Annotated in this window: 19 protein-coding genes, 1 tRNA gene and 1 pseudogene; 18 read left to right on the top strand and 3 right to left on the bottom strand. The window is 32.9% G+C overall.

Going from position 1 to position 22,892, the window contains the following annotated elements; all coding sequences use genetic code 11:
* The first annotated feature begins 5 nt into the window (after window positions 1-5).
* The 13 genes from nuoN to J3U13_RS03050 all read left to right on the top strand — a co-directional run bounded on the left by nuoN (window position 6) and on the right by J3U13_RS03050 (window position 11,454).
* Window positions 6-1,871 carry an NADH-quinone oxidoreductase subunit N gene (nuoN, locus tag J3U13_RS03110; protein ID WP_267340066.1) on the top strand — a complete coding sequence of 622 codons (1,866 nt, stop codon included), beginning with the start codon at window positions 6-8 and terminating at the stop codon, window positions 1,869-1,871.
* Window positions 1,872-2,059: 188 nt separating this feature from the next.
* Window positions 2,060-2,392: a preprotein translocase subunit YajC gene (yajC, locus tag J3U13_RS03105; protein ID WP_267340065.1), complete on the top strand. Its 333-nt coding sequence runs from the start codon at window positions 2,060-2,062 to the stop codon at window positions 2,390-2,392.
* Between the two features lie 60 nt (window positions 2,393-2,452).
* A complete protein-coding gene (gene secD / locus J3U13_RS03100) occupies window positions 2,453-4,309 on the top strand; it encodes a protein translocase subunit SecD (protein WP_267340064.1) in 1,857 nt (618 codons plus the stop codon).
* Window positions 4,310-4,321: 12 nt separating this feature from the next.
* Entirely contained in the window at window positions 4,322-5,320 is a 999-nt protein-coding gene (gene secF / locus J3U13_RS03095) for a protein translocase subunit SecF (RefSeq protein WP_416380342.1), read from the top strand.
* A gap of 126 nt (window positions 5,321-5,446) precedes the next feature.
* Window positions 5,447-5,522, top strand: a tRNA-Ala gene (locus tag J3U13_RS03090).
* A gap of 514 nt (window positions 5,523-6,036) precedes the next feature.
* Window positions 6,037-6,744 (top strand): hypothetical protein, encoded by a 708-nt coding sequence (locus tag J3U13_RS03085; RefSeq protein WP_267340060.1) that lies wholly within the window; start codon window positions 6,037-6,039, stop codon window positions 6,742-6,744.
* Window positions 6,729-7,385 carry a hypothetical protein gene (locus J3U13_RS03080; protein ID WP_267340059.1) on the top strand — a complete coding sequence of 219 codons (657 nt, stop codon included), beginning with the start codon at window positions 6,729-6,731 and terminating at the stop codon, window positions 7,383-7,385. Before J3U13_RS03085 ends, J3U13_RS03080 begins: the two co-directional genes overlap by 16 nt.
* A gap of 20 nt (window positions 7,386-7,405) precedes the next feature.
* Window positions 7,406-7,711 carry a DNA/RNA non-specific endonuclease gene (locus J3U13_RS03075; protein WP_267340057.1) on the top strand — a complete coding sequence of 102 codons (306 nt, stop codon included), beginning with the start codon at window positions 7,406-7,408 and terminating at the stop codon, window positions 7,709-7,711.
* Window positions 7,711-8,049, top strand: coding sequence for a hypothetical protein (locus J3U13_RS03070; protein ID WP_267340056.1), 339 nt, complete (start codon window positions 7,711-7,713; stop codon window positions 8,047-8,049). The genes J3U13_RS03075 and J3U13_RS03070 overlap by 1 nt, the downstream gene beginning before the upstream one ends.
* A 661-nt stretch (window positions 8,050-8,710) precedes the next feature.
* Window positions 8,711-9,025: a chorismate mutase gene (locus tag J3U13_RS03065; protein ID WP_267340054.1), complete on the top strand. Its 315-nt coding sequence runs from the start codon at window positions 8,711-8,713 to the stop codon at window positions 9,023-9,025.
* Between the two features lie 13 nt (window positions 9,026-9,038).
* On the top strand, window positions 9,039-9,554 hold the full coding sequence (locus tag J3U13_RS03060; protein WP_267340052.1) for a ClbS/DfsB family four-helix bundle protein: 516 nt from the start codon (window positions 9,039-9,041) through the stop codon (window positions 9,552-9,554).
* 43 nt (window positions 9,555-9,597) lie between these two features.
* Entirely contained in the window at window positions 9,598-9,825 is a 228-nt protein-coding gene (locus J3U13_RS03055) for a hypothetical protein (protein ID WP_267340050.1), read from the top strand.
* Window positions 9,826-10,737: 912 nt separating this feature from the next.
* A complete protein-coding gene (locus tag J3U13_RS03050) occupies window positions 10,738-11,454 on the top strand; it encodes a hypothetical protein (RefSeq protein WP_267340048.1) in 717 nt (238 codons plus the stop codon).
* Between the two features lie 162 nt (window positions 11,455-11,616).
* On the opposite strand, the gene cas3 is transcribed toward J3U13_RS03050, so the two are convergent.
* Window positions 11,617-14,325 (bottom strand): CRISPR-associated helicase Cas3', encoded by a 2,709-nt coding sequence (cas3, locus tag J3U13_RS03045; RefSeq protein ID WP_267340046.1) that lies wholly within the window; start codon window positions 14,323-14,325, stop codon window positions 11,617-11,619.
* Between the two features lie 589 nt (window positions 14,326-14,914).
* On the opposite strand from cas3, the gene J3U13_RS03040 reads away from it, so the two are divergent.
* From J3U13_RS03040 to J3U13_RS03020, 5 genes and pseudogenes are all read left to right on the top strand, one after another.
* Complete coding sequence (locus J3U13_RS03040) at window positions 14,915-16,876, top strand: extracellular solute-binding protein (RefSeq protein WP_267340045.1); 1,962 nt, start codon at window positions 14,915-14,917, stop codon at window positions 16,874-16,876.
* Between the two features lies 1 nt (window position 16,877).
* Complete coding sequence (locus J3U13_RS03035) at window positions 16,878-17,966, top strand: microcin C ABC transporter permease YejB (protein ID WP_267340044.1); 1,089 nt, start codon at window positions 16,878-16,880, stop codon at window positions 17,964-17,966.
* Window positions 17,966-18,997, top strand: coding sequence for an ABC transporter permease (locus J3U13_RS03030; protein ID WP_267340043.1), 1,032 nt, complete (start codon window positions 17,966-17,968; stop codon window positions 18,995-18,997). Before J3U13_RS03035 ends, J3U13_RS03030 begins: the two co-directional genes overlap by 1 nt.
* A pseudogene (yejF, locus tag J3U13_RS03025) lies at window positions 18,994-20,568 on the top strand (microcin C ABC transporter ATP-binding protein YejF); the annotation flags it as partial. The gene J3U13_RS03030 and the pseudogene yejF, both read left to right, overlap by 4 nt.
* A gap of 236 nt (window positions 20,569-20,804) precedes the next feature.
* Complete coding sequence (locus J3U13_RS03020; protein WP_267340039.1) at window positions 20,805-21,662, top strand: hypothetical protein; 858 nt, start codon at window positions 20,805-20,807, stop codon at window positions 21,660-21,662.
* A gap of 74 nt (window positions 21,663-21,736) precedes the next feature.
* On the opposite strand, the gene frdD is transcribed toward J3U13_RS03020, so the two are convergent.
* Together frdD and J3U13_RS03010 are read right to left on the bottom strand one after the other, a co-directional pair.
* A complete protein-coding gene (gene frdD / locus J3U13_RS03015; protein ID WP_267340037.1) occupies window positions 21,737-22,093 on the bottom strand; it encodes a fumarate reductase subunit FrdD in 357 nt (118 codons plus the stop codon).
* Window positions 22,094-22,107: 14 nt separating this feature from the next.
* On the bottom strand, window positions 22,108-22,536 hold the full coding sequence (locus J3U13_RS03010) for a hypothetical protein (protein ID WP_267340035.1): 429 nt from the start codon (window positions 22,534-22,536) through the stop codon (window positions 22,108-22,110).
* Window positions 22,537-22,892: the final 356 nt, after the last annotated feature.

Genomic DNA, 22,892 nt, shown 5'->3' with positions numbered 1-22,892 from the left:
AACTTATGATAGCATTATCGCCTATATTTGTAATAAGCTTTACTATCATTGTTTTGATTATCTTATTATTTTTTATAAAAATAAATTCTAAAGTGTGCGCTATTATAACCGTATGCGGTTTAGGGTGTGCGTTAACTTGTGCTGTCATTATTGGATACAATATTTCATCTAGTACCCAAATGATTACTAATATTAGTAATGATAATATGCAAATATCGGACAATTCTGATGTATCAATTCAAGATGCTGCATCCTCAAGTGAGCAAACTATTGCCGTAGATGCTGTACCGACTGAAGTGGGTGCAGCATCTAATGATAATAATGTTAATACGCAAGCTGATACCAAAAAAGAAAATAATACTGAAGTAAGTACTAGCATTAATCACAAAACAAATATTAATACTGAAACTCACACTAATATCGAAACTAGTACTAATTCTGTGACATATACTAATAACGAAGAGAGTACTCCTGTTGGAAGTAATGTCAATACTGATCCTACAACGGCAGCAGATAACAATAAAGGTAGCAACAATTTACAAGCTGATGCTTCTGTGCCGCAATGGAAAGCGAGCCATATTACAGCACTTTTTACCTGTGATAATTATGGATTGCTCTACACTGGCTTAATTTTAATTATTGCCATTACCGTATCTAGTTTGGCTTATCGTTGGTTTGTACAAGAGCAGTTACCTCATGGTCTTTTTTACGTCATTTTATTATTTATGACTTTAGGCGGTATAACACTTGTGTATGCTAGTCATTTAATTTCGTTCTTTATTGGTATCGAATTGCTTTCAATACCTTTTGTCGGATTAATAGGCTATCAATATATCCAAACCCACTCCTTAGAAGCCGCGGTTAAATATATGATTTTATCAGCTGTGGCGAGTGCGTTTTTATTAATGGGAATTGCTTTTTATTATGCTACAACAGGCGAGCTGACTTTCAGTGGGTTGAGTTATCAACTATCAACGATGTCTTATCCAAGTAATTTATTACTCATGGGGGTTTGCTTAATACTCGTTGGTGTAGGCTTTAAACTATCATTGGTTCCATTTCAACTTTGGTTACCTGATGTTTATCAAGGCGCACCAACAGTTGTGGCTTTGCTTTTATCAACAGTTGGTAAAGTTGCACTATTCTGTGCTATTGCAAGGTTGTTTTTATTGGCACCGATTGTTAATAATGAAACCATCCGTATGATTTTGGTGATCATGGCCTTTTTGTCTATTTTATGGGGTAATTTAATCGCATTAATGCAAAGTAGTTTAAAACGGTTGCTTGCATACTCCTCCATTGCACATTTCGGGTATTTATTAATTGCTTTAATTTCCGTGCAATATCAAGTGCTTGCTTTAGAAACCATCGGCGTCTATCTAATCGGTTATATTTTAGCAAACATTTGCATTTTAGGTGTGATTAGTCTGGAATCTCATTCAAATGAACTGCAAGATCATGAAAATGAAGTCGATCTTTCAGGATTATTTTGGCGTAGACCAATTTTAGCCTTAACTATGGGAATAGGATTATTATCATTAGCGGGCGTACCGCTTACAGCCGGTTTTGTAGGTCGTTTTTTACTGGTATTATTAGGTGTTACTGCGGAATTGTGGTGGTTAATAGCCGCTGTAGTAATAGGTAGTGCGTTGGGACTTTATTTTTATGCGCGTTTAATAATTAATCTTTATATCAGACCAACTTATCGTGATGATCAATTAATAAACAATCCAGTAATTAAATTAAAATGGCAGGATATAAAAATAAGTGAGCTTATCATAGCATTATCTGCACTATTAATTTTGATTTGCGGCATTTATCCAAAATGGTTATTTAACTTGGTAAGCATGGCGCAATACTTAACAACCTAATAAAAACGCTTCCGCTTTCATTATTTTGTTGGCGGAATAATTGTAGCTTATCTAATATAGATCGTTATTTTTTATACTCAAACGTATAGTTAACCTGAAACTTCTTAACAAGAAATAGTTAATAACAGAATTGTTTCTTGTGTTATAATTCTGACCTTTAATATTTTATTTGAATCAAGAGGACCTGTATGGACTTTTTAATCTCTAATGCTTATGCTGCTGATGGTGCTGCAGTTGAAAATAATCCTTATTTCTTACCTATTATGTTAGTTGTATTTGGTTTGTTTTTCTATTTTATGATTATGCGCCCACAACAAAAACGCGCTAAAGCTCATCGTGACTTAATGTCTGCGATTTCTAAAGGTGATGAAGTATTAACCAATGGTGGGCTTATTGGTCGAGTAGCAAAAGTTAACGAAAATGGTTATATTGCGTTAGAATTAAATGATTCAACTCAAGTTGTGATCAAACGTGACTTCATCACATCTGTTTTACCAAAAGGGACAATGAAATCACTATAATAGTGTATTTCCTATTATAGTTCATTGTGTTAATTACCTAATCCCACAAGAGAATACGTCGTGTTAAATCGCTATCCTTTGTGGAAGTACATTATGTTGGTCGTCGTGATTTGCGTCGGCCTTCTCTATGCGCTTCCAAATATTTATGGTGAAGATCCTGCTATACAGATTTCTGGTTCAAATACTTCTGAAATTGATATTACCACACAAGATAAAATCAGAAAAATTTTGGCAGATAACCACATTGAAACCAAGTCATTTATTTTTGAAAATAAATCCGTCTTAATCCGTGTTGGTGATAATGATTCTCAGCTAAAAGCTAAAGAACTGATTTCTAAAGAGTTAGGTGACGCTTATATTGTTGCTTTAAATTTGGCTCCAGCAACACCAAAATGGCTTACTGTATTAGGCGCAGAGCCGATGAAGCTTGGTTTAGACTTGCGAGGTGGTGTTCATTTTTTAATGGAAGTTGATATGACCACTGCATTAAGTAAACTCATTGAACAATCTATTGAAAATTTAAAATTTGAGTTTAATAGTAGCAAATTAAAATATAAATCAATTAATAAAGATGGTAACCAACAAATTGTTATACAATTTGATAGTACCGAAGATCGTAATAAAGCCATTACTAAAATCAATGCTATCCCAGATTTTAAACTTATCTCTCAAAATGAAAACACTATTACCTTAAGCATTAGTGAGCAACGATTACAACAAGCTAAAAATGATGCTGTACAACAAAATACGACTATTTTACGTAATCGTGTAAATCAATTAGGTGTAGCTGAACCAATTGTTCAACGCCAAGGTTCAGATCGAATTGTCGTTGAATTACCAGGTATTCAAGATACAGCCTTAGCTAAACGAATTTTAGGCGCCACTGCTACACTTGAATTTAGACAAGTAAATGAAGATAACACCGCTAATTTACCCGCTATGTTGGCAGGTGAAATACGTGTACCTTACGGTTCTGAAATCAAATATATGGAAAATGGACGCCCTGTTTTACTCTATAAACGCATCGTTTTAACAGGAGATCATATTACTGATTCTACGTTTAGAGTTAATGAATATGGTCAACCAGAGGTTTCCATTACGCTTGATAATTCAGGCGGTAAAGCAATGTTAAACTTCACTCAAAAAAATATTCATAAAGCAATGGCTACGTTATTTGTTGAATATAAAGATACAGGCAAACGTGATGAAAATGATAAACCGATTCTTGAAAAACAAGAACGTGTTATTAATGTTGCAACAATTCAGGGTATTTTTAGTGAACGATTCCAAGTAACGGGTATAAGCAGCATTGATCAAGCTAAAAACTTATCACTACTCTTAAGAGCAGGGGCATTGATTGCACCAATTCAGATAATTGAAGAACGTACAGTTGGACCATCAATGGGACAAGAGAACATTACACAAGGTTTAGAATCTTGCGTATGGGGATTATTAGTTTCTGTAATCTTTATGTTGGTCATGTATCGTTTGTTTGGTGTATTTGCAAGCCTTGCACTAGTTGCTAATCTCATTCTAATTGTTGGAATAATGTCCTTATTACCTGGAGCCACATTAAGTATGCCAGGTATTGCTGGAATAGTATTAACAGTCGGTATGGCGGTTGATGCAAATGTTCTAATTAATGAGCGAATAAAAGAAGAACTCAGCAATGGTCGTGGCGTACAACATGCAATTAATGAAGGATATGCAGGAGCCTGGAGCAGTATATTTGATGCTAACATAACTACATTAATTACTGCGGTTATCCTTTATGCTGTTGGTACAGGATCAATCAAAGGTTTTGCTATAACATTAGGTATAGGTATCATAACATCAATGTTTACATCGATTGTAGGTACTCGTGCATTAGCCAATCTTATTTATGGTGGTCGCCGTGTTACTAAGTTATCAATTTAGAGGTTTATTGTGATTGTTAATAAAAATGAAAATCATGATGTAAGAGAATTGAATCATGGCCGCAGAGTGCTCGACTTTTTAAAATTTGGCTTTGTAGCTTTTGTTATCTCAATGTTATTGGTGGTAGCATCATTTGTTATTATTTTTGTAAAAGGTTTTAACCTTGGGCAAGATTTTACAGGTGGTACTACTGTTGAAATAACTGTGAACAAAGACGTTAATCTTGATGATCTACGTAATAGTTTACGTCATGCTGGTTATCACGAACCGGTTGTTCAATACTATGGTAGTAGTAAAGATATTATCATTCGATTACCTTCAGCTAAGCAAGAAGATGGCAGTGCATCATCAGTAATTGATAATGCATTAGGTGCAAAAATTTCTAATTTAGTTCATAAAGAAATTGATGCAGATGCACAAATTAAACGAATTGAATTTGTCGGACCAACGGTTGGTGCAGAACTGGCCCAAGATGGTATATTGGCAATTTGTGCAGCATTAGTTTGTATACTAATTTATATTGCATTTCGTTTCGAATGGCGATTTGGTACTGGAGCGGTAGTTGCATTAGCGCATGATGTAGTTATTACCGCTGGGTATCTATCACTGTTTGAACGTGAATTAGATCTAACTATTATTGCTGCAATGTTGTCAATTATTGGTTACTCACTTAATGATACTATTGTGGTATTTGATAGAATTCGTGAAAACTTCAGAAAAATACGCCGGGCATCTCCTTATGATGTTATCAACATCTCGTTAACGCAAACACTACATCGAACCTTAATGACATCAGGAACAACGCTTGCCGTGGTTGTTATCCTATATATTTTTGGAGGTTCTATGTTGAAAGGTTTCTCAGAAACATTAGGCGTTGGTATTGTACTTGGTACAATTTCATCGATTTATGTGGCTGCATATATGTCCCTTAAACTAGGCGTTAAGCGTGAGCACTTTATGCCTCCAAAAATAGAAGCAGAAGGCGCTGATCAACCTTCAATATTACCATAAACTAATATTCTGCCACATTGATTGTGGCAGAAATCACTTGATTAATTATCAGACAAATAAAATCAAATAGATTGACACTTAATCTCTAGTTGCATATCATTAGCCCCAGTTTATCCCTTTCTATTGGGGGCCATAGCTCAGCTGGGAGAGCGCAACGCTGGCAGCGTTGAGGTCAGGGGTTCGATCCCCCTTGGCTCCACCAATTCACTATTTTGTAAGAGTCTTTTAACAAGTGGACATGCAAGTATATATTTCCAAGTATAAAACCATCTTACACAAACTTTATGCTGAACTCTCTCATAATCTCAAAATTTTAATGTAAATAGTTCAATAAATTATTTTTATCTTTATGAGTTTTTGGACACACTAAAGGCTATATAATTATTGTGATTACATGGTTTTTAAACAATTATTCATCATAAAAGTAGGCGTTTAAGCAAGTAAATGGATACCTATTTAATATCATAAAAGGCAGCTAACCGCTTAGCACGCTCCTGAAATATCTAACGAACGGTAACGAATAAAAGATTGTGCAAAATTAATGACGATTGTTCGCTTCCACAAAAAAATGGAAGCCATTAACGGTAATAGACGATAAATATATAGTTACACATCTGCTATTTAAAAAAATAATTAATAACCGATATTATATAAAGTAAATTAAATTATCGTTACAGCATATAATAATCATAGATATCATGAAATATTATTTATTAATGATTACAAGGCAGTGGCAAGAATTACAAAACCAAAAAGAAGAGTATTCAAGTTTTCGCCCTAATCCTTTAATCACTAACAGTCTTATACAATATAGTAAGCTAAAACCTGTTCGCTATGATTATAGTAGTAAAATGGATGAAATTATCCATTATTGCGTTAAACATCAAGACGAGTGTAAGAACTTATACCCACCCCTTGAAGAGCTGGGTTTATATTATGGGACTAATACCTGTAATAAAGACGATAAAAGACTCTCTGCAGCACTAAAAGAAGCAATAGAATCACAACGCGCTATTTTATTTGAAATGCCTATTGAACATCATTCAGGTATGTTACAACCCGAACATAACACATCAAATCGTAACCGAACACCTCGTAAATTAACCCCTGATGAAGTAAAAATGTACGAGCTGAAGACAAAATATAATAATCAAGATAATTATATTGAATTGACGGTTGATCATTTAGCGAATCACCCATTTACGATATTTGATAATGCCAGCCAGAAGATGCTTAAGCAAGGGACTTTAGACAGCAGTGGTTACGCCTATGTTAGCTTGCCGGTAAACGCCAAATATGTGGATATCGTCTTTGATAAGCAGCAAAAAGCTCGTCCATGGTATTACGATGTACCATTACAATTATTAGGCGGGATTCGTGATGCGGCGCAATCTGTGGCGGATTTAGCATGGATTCATCCCTAATTAAACAAGCTATGGAATATGGTGTTGACGACGAAATAAAAAAACCGATTCAATTGACCAATGTTCCTGAGACCGAAACCACATCTGGCGCACTTGCCCATGGTGTAAGCCAATTTCTTATCGGTTTTATCCCTGCATCTAAAGCAATCAAGTTTATCAAACCTATATCGAAAATGGGTAAGCTAGGTCAAAGCACAATAGCGGGCGGTGTCACGGATTTTAAGGTTTTTGCTCCTCACGAAGAACGGCTATCCAATCTCGTTCAATCATTTAAAGAACTACAAAATCCTGTTACTGAGTATTTACAAGCTGATCCCGATGATAGCGTTGCTGAAGGACGTTTTAAAAATGCTTTAGAAGGATTATTGATAGGTGCGCTTGCTGAACCCTTTGCCCATTCATTACGAGCATTAAAATACGCAAGAATCAAATGGCTGGTGTCAGACGTTAAAACGAAAGCTCACTATAAGCTTGAAATTGTAACTCTTGAAACCGAATCAGGCAGTAAAGGTAATTGGAATAAAGATCTTAATAATCCTCAGTCTAATACAATATATATTGTAGATGGTAATAAAACATATCATACTGATCACTTAGGTAGAATCAAAAAGGTGAAGCGACTCTTAAGCTTGATGCATTAGACAGAAATACTTATCAACAATTGAAAGCAGGTAAACAAGGCATTGAAGGTGACGAAGGCGGTCATTTAATTGCTACCCTACTAAATGGAGCTGGCGAAAAGATTAACCTGCTACCAATGAATGCCAACCTTAATCGTGGTGTATGGAAACAAATGGAAAATAAATGGGTAAAAGCCTTAGAAGAAGGAAAAACGGTTAAAGTTAAAATTGAGCCTATTTATAATAGTAGTGGTATAAGACCATATAAATTTGAAGTGTCTTATTATATTGATGGAAAAGACACCATATATAAAGATTTTTATAATCGTCCACACGGAGGAAATTAATGAATAATGATATTTATAATAAAATTGGTGGAATTTTGATTACTAGTGCGCCAGACGATAGTAAAAAAATAATTGCAAGAATAGAGATAACTGGAACAAACGACGTTGGTACTTATACTTTTAATTATATAAATTCGTTAGGTAATATAAAAAACTATAGACCAGTATCGCGAGCTAGAGATGATCTTTTTGATGCAATACTAGAACTAAAAAAATATATGTTAGAAAACAATTTAACCAACGGAAAACCTATATGGGCTGGTTGTATTGTTACTGTTGATCTTGAAAGTTCAAAAATTAATATTGAATTTAAGTACGAACCATTTATTGAAGAGTAATCTTATTATTAAAGATAGGTAATAAACATTTATAATCAAATGATTAGGCATATTATGAGGTGTATGGTACATAATGTACCTAAACAATATATCTATAATTATTATGGTATGGAAAATTCTACTTTTAACTGGTACACAAATAAAAAATCCAAATCAAGAGATAGAGACTGTTTTTTATTTGGCAGTGACGGCATGTATCTCTTAGTTTAATCGAATAATTATAATAAATTCAACGTGTTATATTTACATGTTTGTAGAGCAAAAAAGAGAAGGCATTAATTAGCTTCAGTAGTTATCCTGAGCTTTCATTACTGCCAGCGCGAAAAAAACTTCTAATGAATTAATACGATCTAAAAATAGTTCTTACATTAAATTACTATACTGTAATGTATCTAACTGTATATTAGAGTATTATTTTCGTCTAATCTGATTTCCCAAATATTGTGGGCGTTTTATAGCAAGAATTAAACAAACGAATTCATAAACGCTGTGAAGGTATAATTAAAATCTCCCCTAACGAAATAAAAATAGATAAAATCGAACAATTTCTGACTGTTTTTAGTTGAATATAATTCAAAATTAAAAATTATGATTAATAGTTTTATATAAAACAACATAATGCTAGGATAGTCATTGATTGATTTTTAACAGGCTAAATATTATGCAATATAATCCTAAGTTAACCGCCAAACAATGTACTAATATGGACGAGATTCGTTCAGAGATAGATCAGATTGATCACACTGTTATTAAACTATTTGCAGCTCGCTTTGAATATGTAAAAGCTGCTAGTAAATTTAAAAAAAGTGCCAGTGACGTGCAAGCCAAATCCCGTTTTGACACTATGCTTGAGCAACGAAAACTTTGGGCCAATGAGTTAGGACTAAATGGCGATATTATTAAAGAGTTATATGCTAATTTGATTCGTTATTTTATTAATGAAGAATTAAATCAATATAAAAATAAAGCAAAATAAGGATAGTCTGTCTATGGCTTATACCAGTAAACAACAGTTATTGAATGAAATAAACAAAACCGCTAAATTGTTTATTGAAGAATTTGATACGTTAACAGAATCTCTAAAAGATCAGTTAATTCATGGTGTCGATCGTACTCCTGTGCAAATGATTGCTTATCAGTTAGGATGGTTGGATCTTGTTAAGTCTTGGGATGATGATGAACTTGCTGGACAAACCCCAACATTACCAGCAGAAGGCTACAAATGGAATCAGTTAGGCACATTATATCAACACTTTTATAAGATTTATCAGGATTATTCATTACAAGAACTAATTACATTATTTAACGAGAAACTTGTTATCTGGAATAATTGGATTGAATCTTTGGACGATGATACATTATTTATTAAAGACAAACGTAATTGGACTAAACCTTTCCCTGAATCTTGGACCGTAGCGCGCTTTCTTCATATCAATTCTGTGGCACCGTTTAAATCGTTTCGAACCAAAATCAGAAAGTGGAAAAAGTTAAGCGAACTAGTTTAAATGTAACTTAATATCAATATCAATGTAATCAAATAGGAATGATATGGCTTTTTCAGAAAAAGAGCGCCAACAATTGTTACAACTAAAATTTGTGGGTAGCAAAATTATTGACAGACTCGAACAAATGGAACTTGATTCTTTTGATAAATTACGTCATGCCACTTTAGATGAAATACTAAGCAAAGGCGCATTATTAACAGGCTCAACTTGTTGGAAAAATAGCCATCAAGCCAAAACAGCCATCAATAATATTTTGGATTTAGTTAAATAATGACAGTTGCGCATAATAGATCATTGTTTTTTTAAATTTTAATTTATAGTCATTTTGGTCATCAGTAATAAATAATTACCCCTGATTTTATTAAGTAATTAATAGTGGAATGTAAAAAAGTTTGAGGTTAACTATACGTTTAAGTAAAAAATTATTGATTGGTTTAAACCATTATTTCTAATCCACAGCAGTAGTATTCAAATTATTTAATTAAAGAGTCATATTGAGTAAATTTACTGACATTATCAGAAATGATCGTTTTTAACATTTTATTGAACTTAGGTAAAACAGTTATTAATATCAATAACTAAAGCATTTTAAATAGTTGTCATCATTAAAACATTTAAACAAACTGAAACAAGTCAATCCTCATCTAATATTGTTTACCAACCCGATGATAAAGAAGCAGGAGATGATTTTAACAAAACAATGCCTTTATACTCATAGCAATATTCTGGAACTCAACATCAAGCTCAATTAGCCAAACAGGCAATAAAACAGCAGGTTAGGTCAACTTACTTATTTGAATCGCATGCGTTTTAATTTATTATCCTACAATCACTAAACTTCGAGTTAGTAAACACGAACTTTATTGTTAACTCTATGTATTAGTTGCTATTTTATTTATAATTGGTTTACTTATGCATTTCATTTGCCAACGTATCTAATTTAGATATAATCTTCATATTTTGATAAACTAAATATGGATAAAAGATAAAATATTAATTTTATACAAAAAGTTATTATTAACGGATTACTATTTTAAAGTTTGGTTCTATTTGGTTTCAGTCAACTATAAATGTTATTTTTATATAAAGTTATGATAAAATTTTTATAAAAAGAGTATTTGTTAAATAATTAAATTGTTGTAAAGTAGGCAATCTTTTAGTAGTCAAAGGATTAAGGATTTTTATGAAAACATGGCAGCGTGTTTTAGCTTGGTTTTTGGGTGGTTGCTTGATTGTTGGTGCGTTTTGGTTTTTTACTCAATCTTCATTAATTGGCAGCGACAATCAGATGGAAAAAGAAAAACAAATACTCATTTCTGAGTTTAATGCAAATAAAGATAATATTCTTTTACAAATTAATCAGTTAATCACTGAAGAAAAATATGATGAAGCGATTTCTTTAGCGAGTAAATATCAGGTTACAGAAGACGAAGCATTATTGAAATTGAAAGATCAAGCTCAAACTGAGTTAACAAAAGTCAATACTCAAAAACAAATTGCAGATTTGTCGAATGAGCTTAATGCTACTCCTGAATCTGAAATACAGAAGAAATTTGATTTATATAGTAAATTATTAGAACTTGTTCCTGATAATTTGGAATATAAAACTCAACAAGCTGAGTTACAAACCATATTAGAAAGACAGCATCTAATTCGTTCTCAATTTACTGGTGAGAATGGTGCTCATCGTAAACTTGAAAAATTCATAAAATTTAAAATGAAAGATGTTAGCACTTATAAACATCTTGAAACGAAATACATCGAAAATAACGATGATACTTTCACAATTATCACCACATTTAACGGTAAAAAGGGTGATAGCGGTAAGATTACTAAAAATGTTGTCACAGCGATTGTTGATATAAATGGCAATCCAATACGTATTGTAAGTTGGAAATAAAAGGAGCGATAGCTCCTTTTTTAAGGATATTTTATATTGGTCACCACTGCATCTATACTGTTTTCTTTCTTCACCTTTCTTTTAATTAATTCTGTTTTAAAATATTTCATCTATGATTTAAATCAGTTTATTTTCTTAATGGTTTACAATTTATTGTTACAATTAGTTGGCATAAAAACCTAATAATTTTGAGTAAAATAGTGAATCTTTCTCTTTTTCGAGTAGAACGATGATTGCTTGTGGTCTATGCAATTTTTTTCTAATCTTTTCTAACTTTACTGGATCAAGCTGTGGTATGCTATTTTTTATTCTTTGCCATTTTGATAGGCTGATGGTCACACGGCTTTGTTCCCATGCATATTCACGATTAATACTATAAGGAATTATTTTTTCCTCTTCATTATAAGCTAAATATAGATCGATATTATCTTTAGATAATCGGGTTGATAATTCGATGCTATTATCCCAATAGCTATTAATATCTCGTTTATAACCATTGTTGAAATTTAATAGGCTTTGCTTGGCTATAGCGGATTGACTCAGCGAATTTCCTTTTTCTTTATAGTAAGCTTCTAATAACCCTGAAGGAAGCACGATATCTTCAGCATAAACAGAATCAATCAATAAACGTGCATCTTGTGGCATTTTAATAGACTTTTGCTGAATAAGGATTTTTTGAGTTAACCATAAATAAGCATGATTAGGGTATACATAACTGGTATTGTGAAAGGCAGGATTGGTGAGCCAATTTCCTTTGGGATCATCTTGCCAAGGTGGTGCAAACACCGTAAGCACTGGAGGATCGCGTTCATCCTCGGCTTGCGCATGCTTATTATAAGGTTTGATATTACCATGTTTATCTCGCACATGCCGTTGTAAACGTCCTGCACGTTGTATTAAGAGATCAATAGGCGCGATGTCACTGATCATTTCGTCAAAATCAAGATCTAAAGATTGTTCTATTACTTGGGTTGCAATGATCACTTTTGCTTGGCGAATTTCATTATTTGAGATTTTTCCTGCCCATGTTAAGGCTTTTTCTTCAATTTCCAATCGATCACAAAAAGCAAACCGACTATGAAAAAGTAAAATATGATCGGTGTCTATATTCAAGGTGAGTTGTAATTGTTGATATAAGTCAATTGCATCTGCTACACTATTTTTTATCCAACAAATAATCTTACCTTTTTCTATTGCTTGTTGAATTTGATTTATCCCTGCTTGAACATCGGTAATCCAGTCTATTTTAACTTCACGTTTCACGTCTTCTCTGGTATCTATTGGTTGTACAGTTAAGCCATGATAATTAAGTTGAGTTATAAGTGGAAACGGTAATGGCTGTTTTAAAGATAAGTCTTGTTGGCTATTAGTTAATCCTTTATAAAATGCATTGAGTAACTTTTCACGTAAAAAGTCCGGTAATGTGGCAGTTAAAATAATGGCGCAACCACCTTGTAAAGCGTGATAATGAAGTAATGCCTCTAATAGTTTTACCATATAGCTGTCATAAGCATGAACCTCGTCTAATATAAGTAATTTATGCCGCAAACCTAATAAACGTAATGACTGATGTTTAAATGGCATAATAGCCATTAAAGCCTGATCTAATGTACCTACGCCAACTTCTGCCAATAAGGCTTTTTTGCGTGTATCGACAAACCATTCTTTACATTCAGCGCTGATAAATTGTTCTTCTTTAGGATATTTTTGTTGAATGATGCCATCTTTCGTTAAAATTGATTGCGTAAAATTTGGATTCATATAGCTAGCACCATGTGCTAACACTAATGATGGGTGACTGCCTACTTGGTATAATTGCTCGTAGACATTTGCTGTGCGTTGATAAATAGCATTAGCTGTTGCCATAGTTGGTAGACCGATATATATTCCTTTTGCCTTTTGATCTGACATTAATCTACTTGCTAATATCATTGATGCTTCGGTTTTTCCCGATCCAGTAACATCTTCCATAATAAATAATTCAGGGCCTTTTTTAGATAATTGACAGGTTAATGCATGCGCTTGCAATGGCGTTGGTTTTTCAATAAAAGGAAATAAACTTTTCACATTTTTAAAAGGAGCAACAGGAGATGATTTGGGTAAAGTTGTTATGGCCTTTTCAGCTTGAATGATTGCATGATTTTGCCAATATTCAGTTAATGGCATCACTTGCCAAATGAATGAAAATAATTGTTCATTTGATCCTAAACAATCGCTGATAACGGCTAAAGCAGCAATCAACCAACTTATTTGTTTCAGTTTTTCTTGATGAGCTTTATTGAAAAAAAATTTTGGATAAGGTTGTAATTTGTTATCTTGAGTAAAAAGTTGGTTAATTGTTTGAATATAATCGGATGCGCTTTTTTTATCTTTCTGATTAAATGATAAATTACCTTTAATATTTAGTTCAGGTGGCTTCCCATGGTGCCCAGTCATAATTAACAACCAAATATCATATAAGTTCTCAATTTTTCGATTATATTTCTCCAATTGTATTTCTGGATTAAATAATAAGGATTCTCGCCATAACCAATAACCAAGCGAGTCATGTTTAGAAAAATACCTTTTTGAGGGATCAGCAGAAACCAGTTGTGGGTTATTGTGCTTAAATAGTTTTTGAAATCCATTAGCAAATTTACCAATATCATGCCAAGCTAAAAAATAAGCAAACCAAAGGGCAGCTTGTTCTTTATCTTTTGAGGAAAAACCTATTTGTTCAAATAATTCAAAAGAATTTAAATAATTATGTTTGACGATATGATAACCGCATGCCGCTACATCCAAATTATGATACACAAGCAAATGATAGGTATGATTATCGTTATTTTGTCGACATTTTCCCCAATATTGATAAAAAGATTCTGCCATCATAATCATTGTCCTTTTTTAATTGTCGATAGATTAATTTATCCTTCTTTATTGGATACCTGAGCTATAAGACATAAATAAAAAACCAATAATTTTATATAATTAATTTTATTATATACTCTATTGTTACATTAAATAGGTATTATGCAAGTAAATCGATTTTCGTCGTTATTTGTTTTGTTAAGTTATTTACTAAACGCTTTCTCTTCTAAAGCTTACAAAGCTTATAATTTACTCTATTAATACTATAATCGGTTGAATGTAAAAATACAGAGAATAATTTTAAATGTGAACTCAAACGTTATATTTACCTGAAATTTATTTACATAAAGGTTAGTTTTATAAAAGAGTAAGTTAATTAAATCCTATATTTATCGACTCATAAAGACAGTATTAATAAATGTAATATCTGTTTTAATGTTAACTCTAGTATTTATTTTTGAGTTTATTAATTAGGTTTTGCTCATTTAGTTGAAGTTTGGCAAAATAGATGAACTATTATAGGTGGGAAAATGTTTTGAATCATGATGACAATAATTTCAATGGTACTCACCAATATTTATACCAGTGATTAAACAGGAATGACATTAGGATGATTAACCAATTCAAACAAAAAATGAATACACTACTTATCACAAGCTGTATAAGTGGGTTAACTATTTGTTCTATGACGGTTAATGCTCAAGAAAATCCGCCAGCACAATCGCCAACTTCAATAGAGGTGAAAGCTGATACTGTTTTGCCAAGCCAAACAATAATAAATGATGAGGCTACTCTCGTAGGACCTGTTCAAATTACTGAAAAAATCTATCATAAAACTATTTTTTCTTTGTTAGGTAAGCCTAAATATCCTGATGAATTTGATCATCTTGATTATGCAAATCCAAAAGCACCCAAAGGCGGAACGATTAAACTCGCCGAATTAGGTACTTTTGATAATTTCAATCGTTATGCTAGTCGAGGCGCACCCGAAAAAAATTCTGGATCATTATATGATACCCTTTTTACGAATTTAGCGGATGATATTACAAGTTTTTATCCGCTAATTGCGACATCCGTTACTTATTCTGATAATTATCGTTGGGCTGAAGTTACCATTAATCCTAATGCCCGTTTTCAAGATGGAAAACCGATCACTGCACATGATGTTGAATTTACTTTTCATAAATTTATGACAGAAGGCGTTCCACAATATCGTTTATATAATCAAAATATTACTGTTAAAGCACTCGATGACTACCATGTGCGTATCGATTTACCTGAATCAAATAGGGAAAAATTATTATCCTTTGTTGGCAATATGCCTGTTATACCACAACATTTTTGGCAAAATCACAATTTTTCTGAGCCAATTACTACCCCACCAGTTGGTAGTGGTCCTTATTTTATCAGCGATTATAAAATGGGACATTATGTGGTTTATCAACGCAATCCTAACTATTGGGCAAGCAATTTACCTATTAATAAAGGGATGAATAATTTTGATGAAAAACGCATTGAATACTATATGGATAGTAGTATTTCGTTAGAAGCATTTAAAGCAGGTGAATATGATCTCCGTGGTGAGGGGCAGCCCAAAAATTGGTTTACTCAATATCAAGGCCAATATTTTGATTCAAATGATATTATCAAACAAGAAAAACCAATTCAAACTGCTGTAGATACCAAGTGGTTAGCTTTTAATCTGAAAAAAGATTTGTTTAATGATGTCAAAGTTCGTGAAGCGATCACTTTAGCATTTGATTTTCAATGGTTAAATCATGCTTTTTATTACGATAGCTACAAAAGACCTTACAGTTTTTTTGAAAATACTATTTATGCTGCGATAGGTACTCCAAGTGATCAAGAATTAAAATGGCTTAATCAGTATAAAGATATTATCCCTGAACAGTCGTTCGATAATGCTTTTTATATCTCTAAAAGTGATGGTTTTGGATTTAATCGTGATAATTTATTAAAAGCGACAGATCTACTTAAACAAGCAGGATGGATAATTAAAGGAGGTAAATTAGTTAATGCCAAAACCAATCAACCTTTTGAATTTGAACTAGTTACATATCTCGGAGATGATGTTAAATATGCGACACCTTTTCAGAAAAACTTAGCTCGTTTAGGTATCACCATGAAAATAGTGTCACTTGATTATGCTCAGTTTACACGTCGTTTGCGTGAGCGTGATTATGATATGATGCCACGTAATTATGGCGCTAAAAATTATCCCTCATCAGACTTAATGATCCTTTGGGGAAGTGAATATCTTAATTCATCATGGAATGCTTCAGGATTACATAACCAAGCAATTGACGGAATTATCGCTGAAATTACTCGAAACTTAGAGAATGAATCAGAACTGATTCCTCTTGGGCGCGCACTTGATCGCATCTTAACTCATGAATATCCCATGATTCCAATGTGGTATAACAGCAATACTTATTATGCATATTGGAACAAATTTGGACAGCCAGCTGTTCATCCCGCTTACGCTATTGGTATCGATAGTTGGTGGTATGATGCAGATAAAGCAAATAGCTTGACTAAAAATCGGAAACATTAATATGCTTAATTATCTTGCTCGACGATTATTACTCATTATTCCCACGCTGTTTGTAATTTTAACGATTAACTTTTTTATCGTCCAAGTCGCACCAGGTGGTCCGGTTGATCAAGCATTAGCCATGATTGAAAATGGTCCGGAGGCAGTACAAGCAATTTTGCCGGGAATCGATAATAATGCAGTAAAATTGCAACAATATAAAAATGAGTCAAATTATCGAGGATCGCGTGGTCTTGATCCACAAATTGTTGTTATGATCGAAAAACAGTACGGTTTTGATAAACCAATAGTGGAACGTTATTTTGAAACATTAAAAAAATATGTCATGTTTGATTTTGGTGATAGCTTTTTTAAAAGTGAATCGGTAATTGGTTTAATTACTAAAAGTTTGCCTGTTTCGATTTCATTAGGGCTCTGGAGTACCCTAATTATTTATCTTATTTCAATTCCTTTAGGGATCCGTAAGGCGGTTAAAGATGGATCAATGTTTGATTTCTGGTCAAGTACGTTAATCACTATTGGTTATGCAATACCCGCTTTTTTATTGGCGGTATTACTCATTGTGCTGTTTGCAGGTGGCAGTTATTGGGATATTTTCCCATTGCGTGGATTAATTTCCAATCATTTTGAACAGCTTGATTTTTGGGGTAAGGTAAAAGATTACGCATGGCATATTTGTTTACCGACTATTGCTATGGTGATCAGTGGATTTGCTTCTCTCACTATGCTAACCAAAAATTCTTTTTTAGATGAAATCCGTAAACAATATGTAATTACTGCGAGAGCCAAAGGTTTAACTGAAAAGCAGATCCTTTATAATCATGTGTTTCGTAATGCGACTTTACTAATTGTATCGGGCTTTCCGGCTGCTTTTGTTGGCATCTTATTTACCGGCTCGTTACTTATTGAAATAATATTTTCACTCAATGGTCTTGGTCTATTGGGTTATGAAGCGATTATTCAACGAGATTACCCTGTTATTTTTGGTTCGCTGTATATTTTTACATTAGTTGGACTGATTACTAAGTTATTATCTGATTTGTCCTATATGGTGATCGATCCACGCATTGACTTTGAGGCACGCAATTAATGACCTGCAATTACTCTATTAATCAGCAACGTTGGCAACGGTTTAAACATAATCGGCGTGGATATTTTTCACTTTGGTTGTTTTTGATCTTTTTTGTGATTAGCCTCTTTGCTGATTTTATTGCAAACGATAAGCCGATTGTTATTAAATATCAGGATAGTTTTTATTATCCTATTTTTCATTTCTATCCTGAAAGTAAATTCGGTGGACAATTTGATACGCAAACTAACTTTTTAGATCCGGTTGTGCAGCATAAAATAGAAGCTGATGGTTGGATGGTTTGGCCACCATTTCGGTATAGTTATAATACGTTAATTTATGATACACCAAGTACCTTTCCTACATCACCCTCTAACACACATTGGTTAGGTACCACTGATGCTGGGTTTGATGTGTTGGCAAATATATTATATGGTTTTCGTATTTCGATGTTTTTTGCCATTTTATTAACACTATTTACCACAATTATTTCCGTTATCATCGGCGCGATTCAAGGTTATTACGGTGGTAAAGTCGATTTGATTGGGCAACGTTTTATCGAAATTTGGTGTGGATTACCAGAGCTTTTTGTGATTATTTTATTGGCGAGTATTTTACCTCTTGATTTTTGGTGGTTACTAGGGATAACAGTGTTATTTGGTTGGATGGCTTTATCAGGTATTGTGCGTACTGAATTTTTGCGTACTCGTAATTTTGATTATATCCGCGCAGCCAAAGCAATGGGGGTTGCTGACAGCAAAATTATGTTTCGTCATATTTTACCTAATGCATTGGTTGCAACATTAACTTTTTTACCTTTTATTTTATGTGGTTCAATTACTACATTAACTTCTTTAGATTTTTTAGGTTTTGGTTTACCGATTGATTCACCTTCTCTTGGTCGTTTGTTGCTACAAGGTAAAAATAATTTGCAAGCGCCTTGGCTTGGTATTAGCTCTTTTTTAATTATTGCAACTTTGCTATCTTTGCTAATTTTTATTGGTGAAGCAATCAGAGATGCTTTTGATCCAAACAAGGGAGTGTATCAATGAGTACTACTTTATTATCTGTTGAGGATCTAAGTATTGCTTTCAAACGTGATACACAATCACAATTGCGTGTTGTAAGCAATGTGAGTTTTAATATTAATGAACAAGAAACACTTGCATTGGTTGGTGAATCAGGTTCAGGTAAAAGTGTGACTGCATTATCTATTTTACGTTTATTACGTAAAGAGCAGGTAAGTTATCCAACGGGTGATATTTTGTTTGAGGGGCAATCTTTGCTTCATGCACCCGATAAAGAGCTTCGTAAAATTCGCGGCAATCAAATTAGTATGATTTTTCAAGAGCCTATGGTGTCGCTTAATCCATTACATACAGTTGAAAGACAACTTTATGAAGTACTATCATTGCATCGCGGTATGCGTCTTAATGCTGCTCGTAGCGAAATTTTGCAATATCTTGATCGTGTTGGAATTAAAGAACCAAAAAGTAAATTATCTGCTTTTCCCCATCAGCTATCTGGTGGAGAACGACAGCGGGTTATGATTGCCATGGCAATTCTAACCCATCCTAAATTATTGATTGCTGATGAACCAACTACCGCTTTAGATGTATCCGTACAAGCACAGATTATTCAATTGCTTAAAGAGCTTAAAAATGAATTGAATATGAGTATGTTATTTATCTCGCATAATCTTGGTATGGTCAAAAAGTTAGCTGATAAAGTGGCCGTTATGCAAAAAGGTAGAATTGTAGAATATAACAGTAAGCAACGTATTTTTTTATGTTCTGAACACGAATATACTCAAACATTACTAAATTCAGAACCAAGTGGTGATCCAGTTCTTTTACCTCAAACTCCAGGAATATTGCTTAGCGTTAACCATCTTAATGTGGATGTAATAACTAAAAAAAGGCTTTTTAGTCATGAACAAAAAAGAATTGTTGATAATGTTGGTTTGACAGTACATCAAGGTGAAACTGTTGGTCTTGTCGGGGAATCGGGCTCAGGAAAAAGCACTACAGCATTGGCTATTTTAAGATTGATTAAATCTCAAGGTGAAATCTTATTTGATAGCTACCCCATACAAAATTTAACAGGCAGAAAGCTATTACCATTTAGAAGTCGAATTCAAGTCGTTTTTCAAGATCCGTTTTCGTCACTCAATCCTCGTTTTAACGTTGAGCAAATTATTATCGAGGGTTTAATTACTCATAAAAAACTGAGTCAAGGTGAACGTAAAAAAGCGGTAATTGGTATTATGCAAGAGGTCGGTCTCGATCCTGATTTACGTTTTCGTTATCCAACCGAATTGTCTGGAGGGCAACGTCAACGTATTGCTATCGCTCGAGTACTAATTTTACAACCAGAATTATTGATATTAGATGAACCAACTTCATCTTTAGATCACACCACTCAAAAGCAAATTATTGATTTACTGAAATATTTACAAAAAAAGCATCAGCTCAGTTATCTCTTTATTAGTCATGATTTAGCGTTAATTTATTCAATATGTCATCAAGTAATTGTTATGAAGGATGCTCAAATTGTCGAGCAAGGTTCACGAGATAAGATTTTTTATTCTTGCGAACATGAATATACCAAAGCATTACTGTCATTTTTAGATAAACCCCCTCGTAGAGGAAGTAAAACCTTAATTCATGCCGATAAAGCTGAAAAAGTAGATAAGAGTGATCCAAAAAATGATCGTTCACGTAATCAAAAACAAGAAAAAAAAGTCGATTGGGAAAATGCTTTATTAATGCGCAAAAAATAGCTGTATATAAAGTAATAGTTGAAGTTAGGTTACTATTACCAATGGATAAATATTTATCACTTTTTAATAGGTTAGTCATGCAAAAACAAATATTACCGTGTTCAATAACACTCTGTCTGTTGTTACTTTCACCAACTGTAATGGCTTTAAGTTGTGGTGATGATTCCACTCAAAATAGGGTTCAAGCCAATAATTATATTTTTCAAATTTTGGATTTTATTGATTTACCAGCCCATGGTATTAAACAAGAAGTTAGAACATCAACAACAAGAATGAATAATCATAATGAGTTAACGGCTAAGCATACACTCAATTATGATCAAAATGGATTAATTACTCAAAGCCAATATGTTTTATTCACGGATGAGAATAAACGTGTTTATTCAGAATATTTGCAAAAAACAACCGTTGGTTGGGAAAATTTTATTGAAGATTTGGACGATAAAACAAGCAGTATCATTCAATTTAAAACCGACAGTCAAGGTAAAATAGTTGAGTCGCAACAAGCGAAAGAGGCTTTAGACTTTATCTTCATTGAAACGGATAGTTATGAATATGATATTAATAATTGTCTGATCAGCAAACAGGTGCAGTGGAAGCTTAAAGGAGTGGATGAACAAGGTAAATTTACCGGTGTTGATCAAAATGGTGCATCATCTTATACATTTAATTATCAAAAACAGCAATTAGCTAATGTGTCATATCAGTTTAGTAACAATACCCAAAATGAAAGTAACTTTTTATATCAATACGATAATAATCATCGCTTAACAGCAATACAATCAACTTATTTATCGGCAAGTAAAAATTCAGTGAACTCCACTACTCAATTTTTAACCTTTAATGACAAAAATAATTGGCTTACTGCAACAAAAATAAGAGAAGATCAAAAAAATAAACAAACGAATATTGTTAGAGAAATGACGTATTACTAATTTTTAACATTAATCAGCGTTATCCAACCGGATAACGCTTTTTGGCTATGAATCATATCTAAATATCTTATTATTTACATTCGAACAAACAAAATATAAATGGCATGGATAGTCCAGGCAAGAGCTAGAGCAACGGTAAGTATCTTTTCCCGTTTTGGGTAGATTTTATGATGGTGTAAAATCACAATAATCTTGTGTAATGCGCACCAAATTGGCAATGAAATCATGAAAAATAAAAATAATTTACCCGTTTCGGTATTTGTTACTTTAAGTATGTAAGAACGAGTTGTTGCATCGCTAAAAGGAATAATGAACGCAATTATTATTATGATGACGGGTAAAAAGACAGCAGTCCATGTACCGCCTAAAATAAATAATCCTTTCTCAAGTTTTCCTTTTTTGTGTGTAGTTTGAATTTCTTGATTTTTCATTGTATAAATACCGTTTATTTTGAAACAAATAACACTAAGTAAATTGAAATAGCGATTGTAACCAACCATAAGCCGGCAGTGAATAAATAATCCTGTGCTGTTTTATTCGATCTTGTTGAAAAAATAACTTTAGGTATTAAATTAAACCAACTGATTGAATGAAAAATAGCAATCAATAATACAATGCAATTTAGTACAACTACAAAAGGGCTACGTAAAAAAAAGATAAAACGATAAAACTCATCTTGTCCCATACTATTGGTATACATGCAAATTACGCCATACATTAATACTAAACTGCCCCAAAGCATCGCAAAGGGAATTAATTTATGCATAATAGCAATTATTAAAGGGTGCTTTATCTTAAATTGAACTACATCAATATGATTAACGTTTTCTTGTTTATCGTTGCTGGGATAGCTATTGTGTTGTTTTGGATTCATAAATCTCTCAATATCACCTTTAAACTCATTTAATGAAGAATACTTATCATGGTTAACTTTAACTTCCCAATTATAAAGGCAAACCTGATTTATGTCGCTAATTTTTGGCTGTAATAATATAAGCTTTAGCTTAACCTTAACCTATCCCTAGTATTATGAGCATCATCAATGATATGTAGTCAATAATGTAAAAAACGGTTACTCTATAGTTTATAAAAAAATTAAATAGAGATCGCATTCTATCAATTATTTAATGGAAAAAATTATAAAATTCTGTTTAGATGAATCGTCTTTGATTAAAAAATCCACGATAGTGGAGTAAAACCAATTATAGAGTTTATTTTTTCTCTTTATTT

This window comes from Gilliamella sp. B2887 (assembly GCF_026537015.1).
GTDB lineage: Bacteria > Pseudomonadota > Gammaproteobacteria > Enterobacterales > Orbaceae > Gilliamella.
This window is presented reverse-complemented; position numbering and strand designations above follow the sequence as displayed.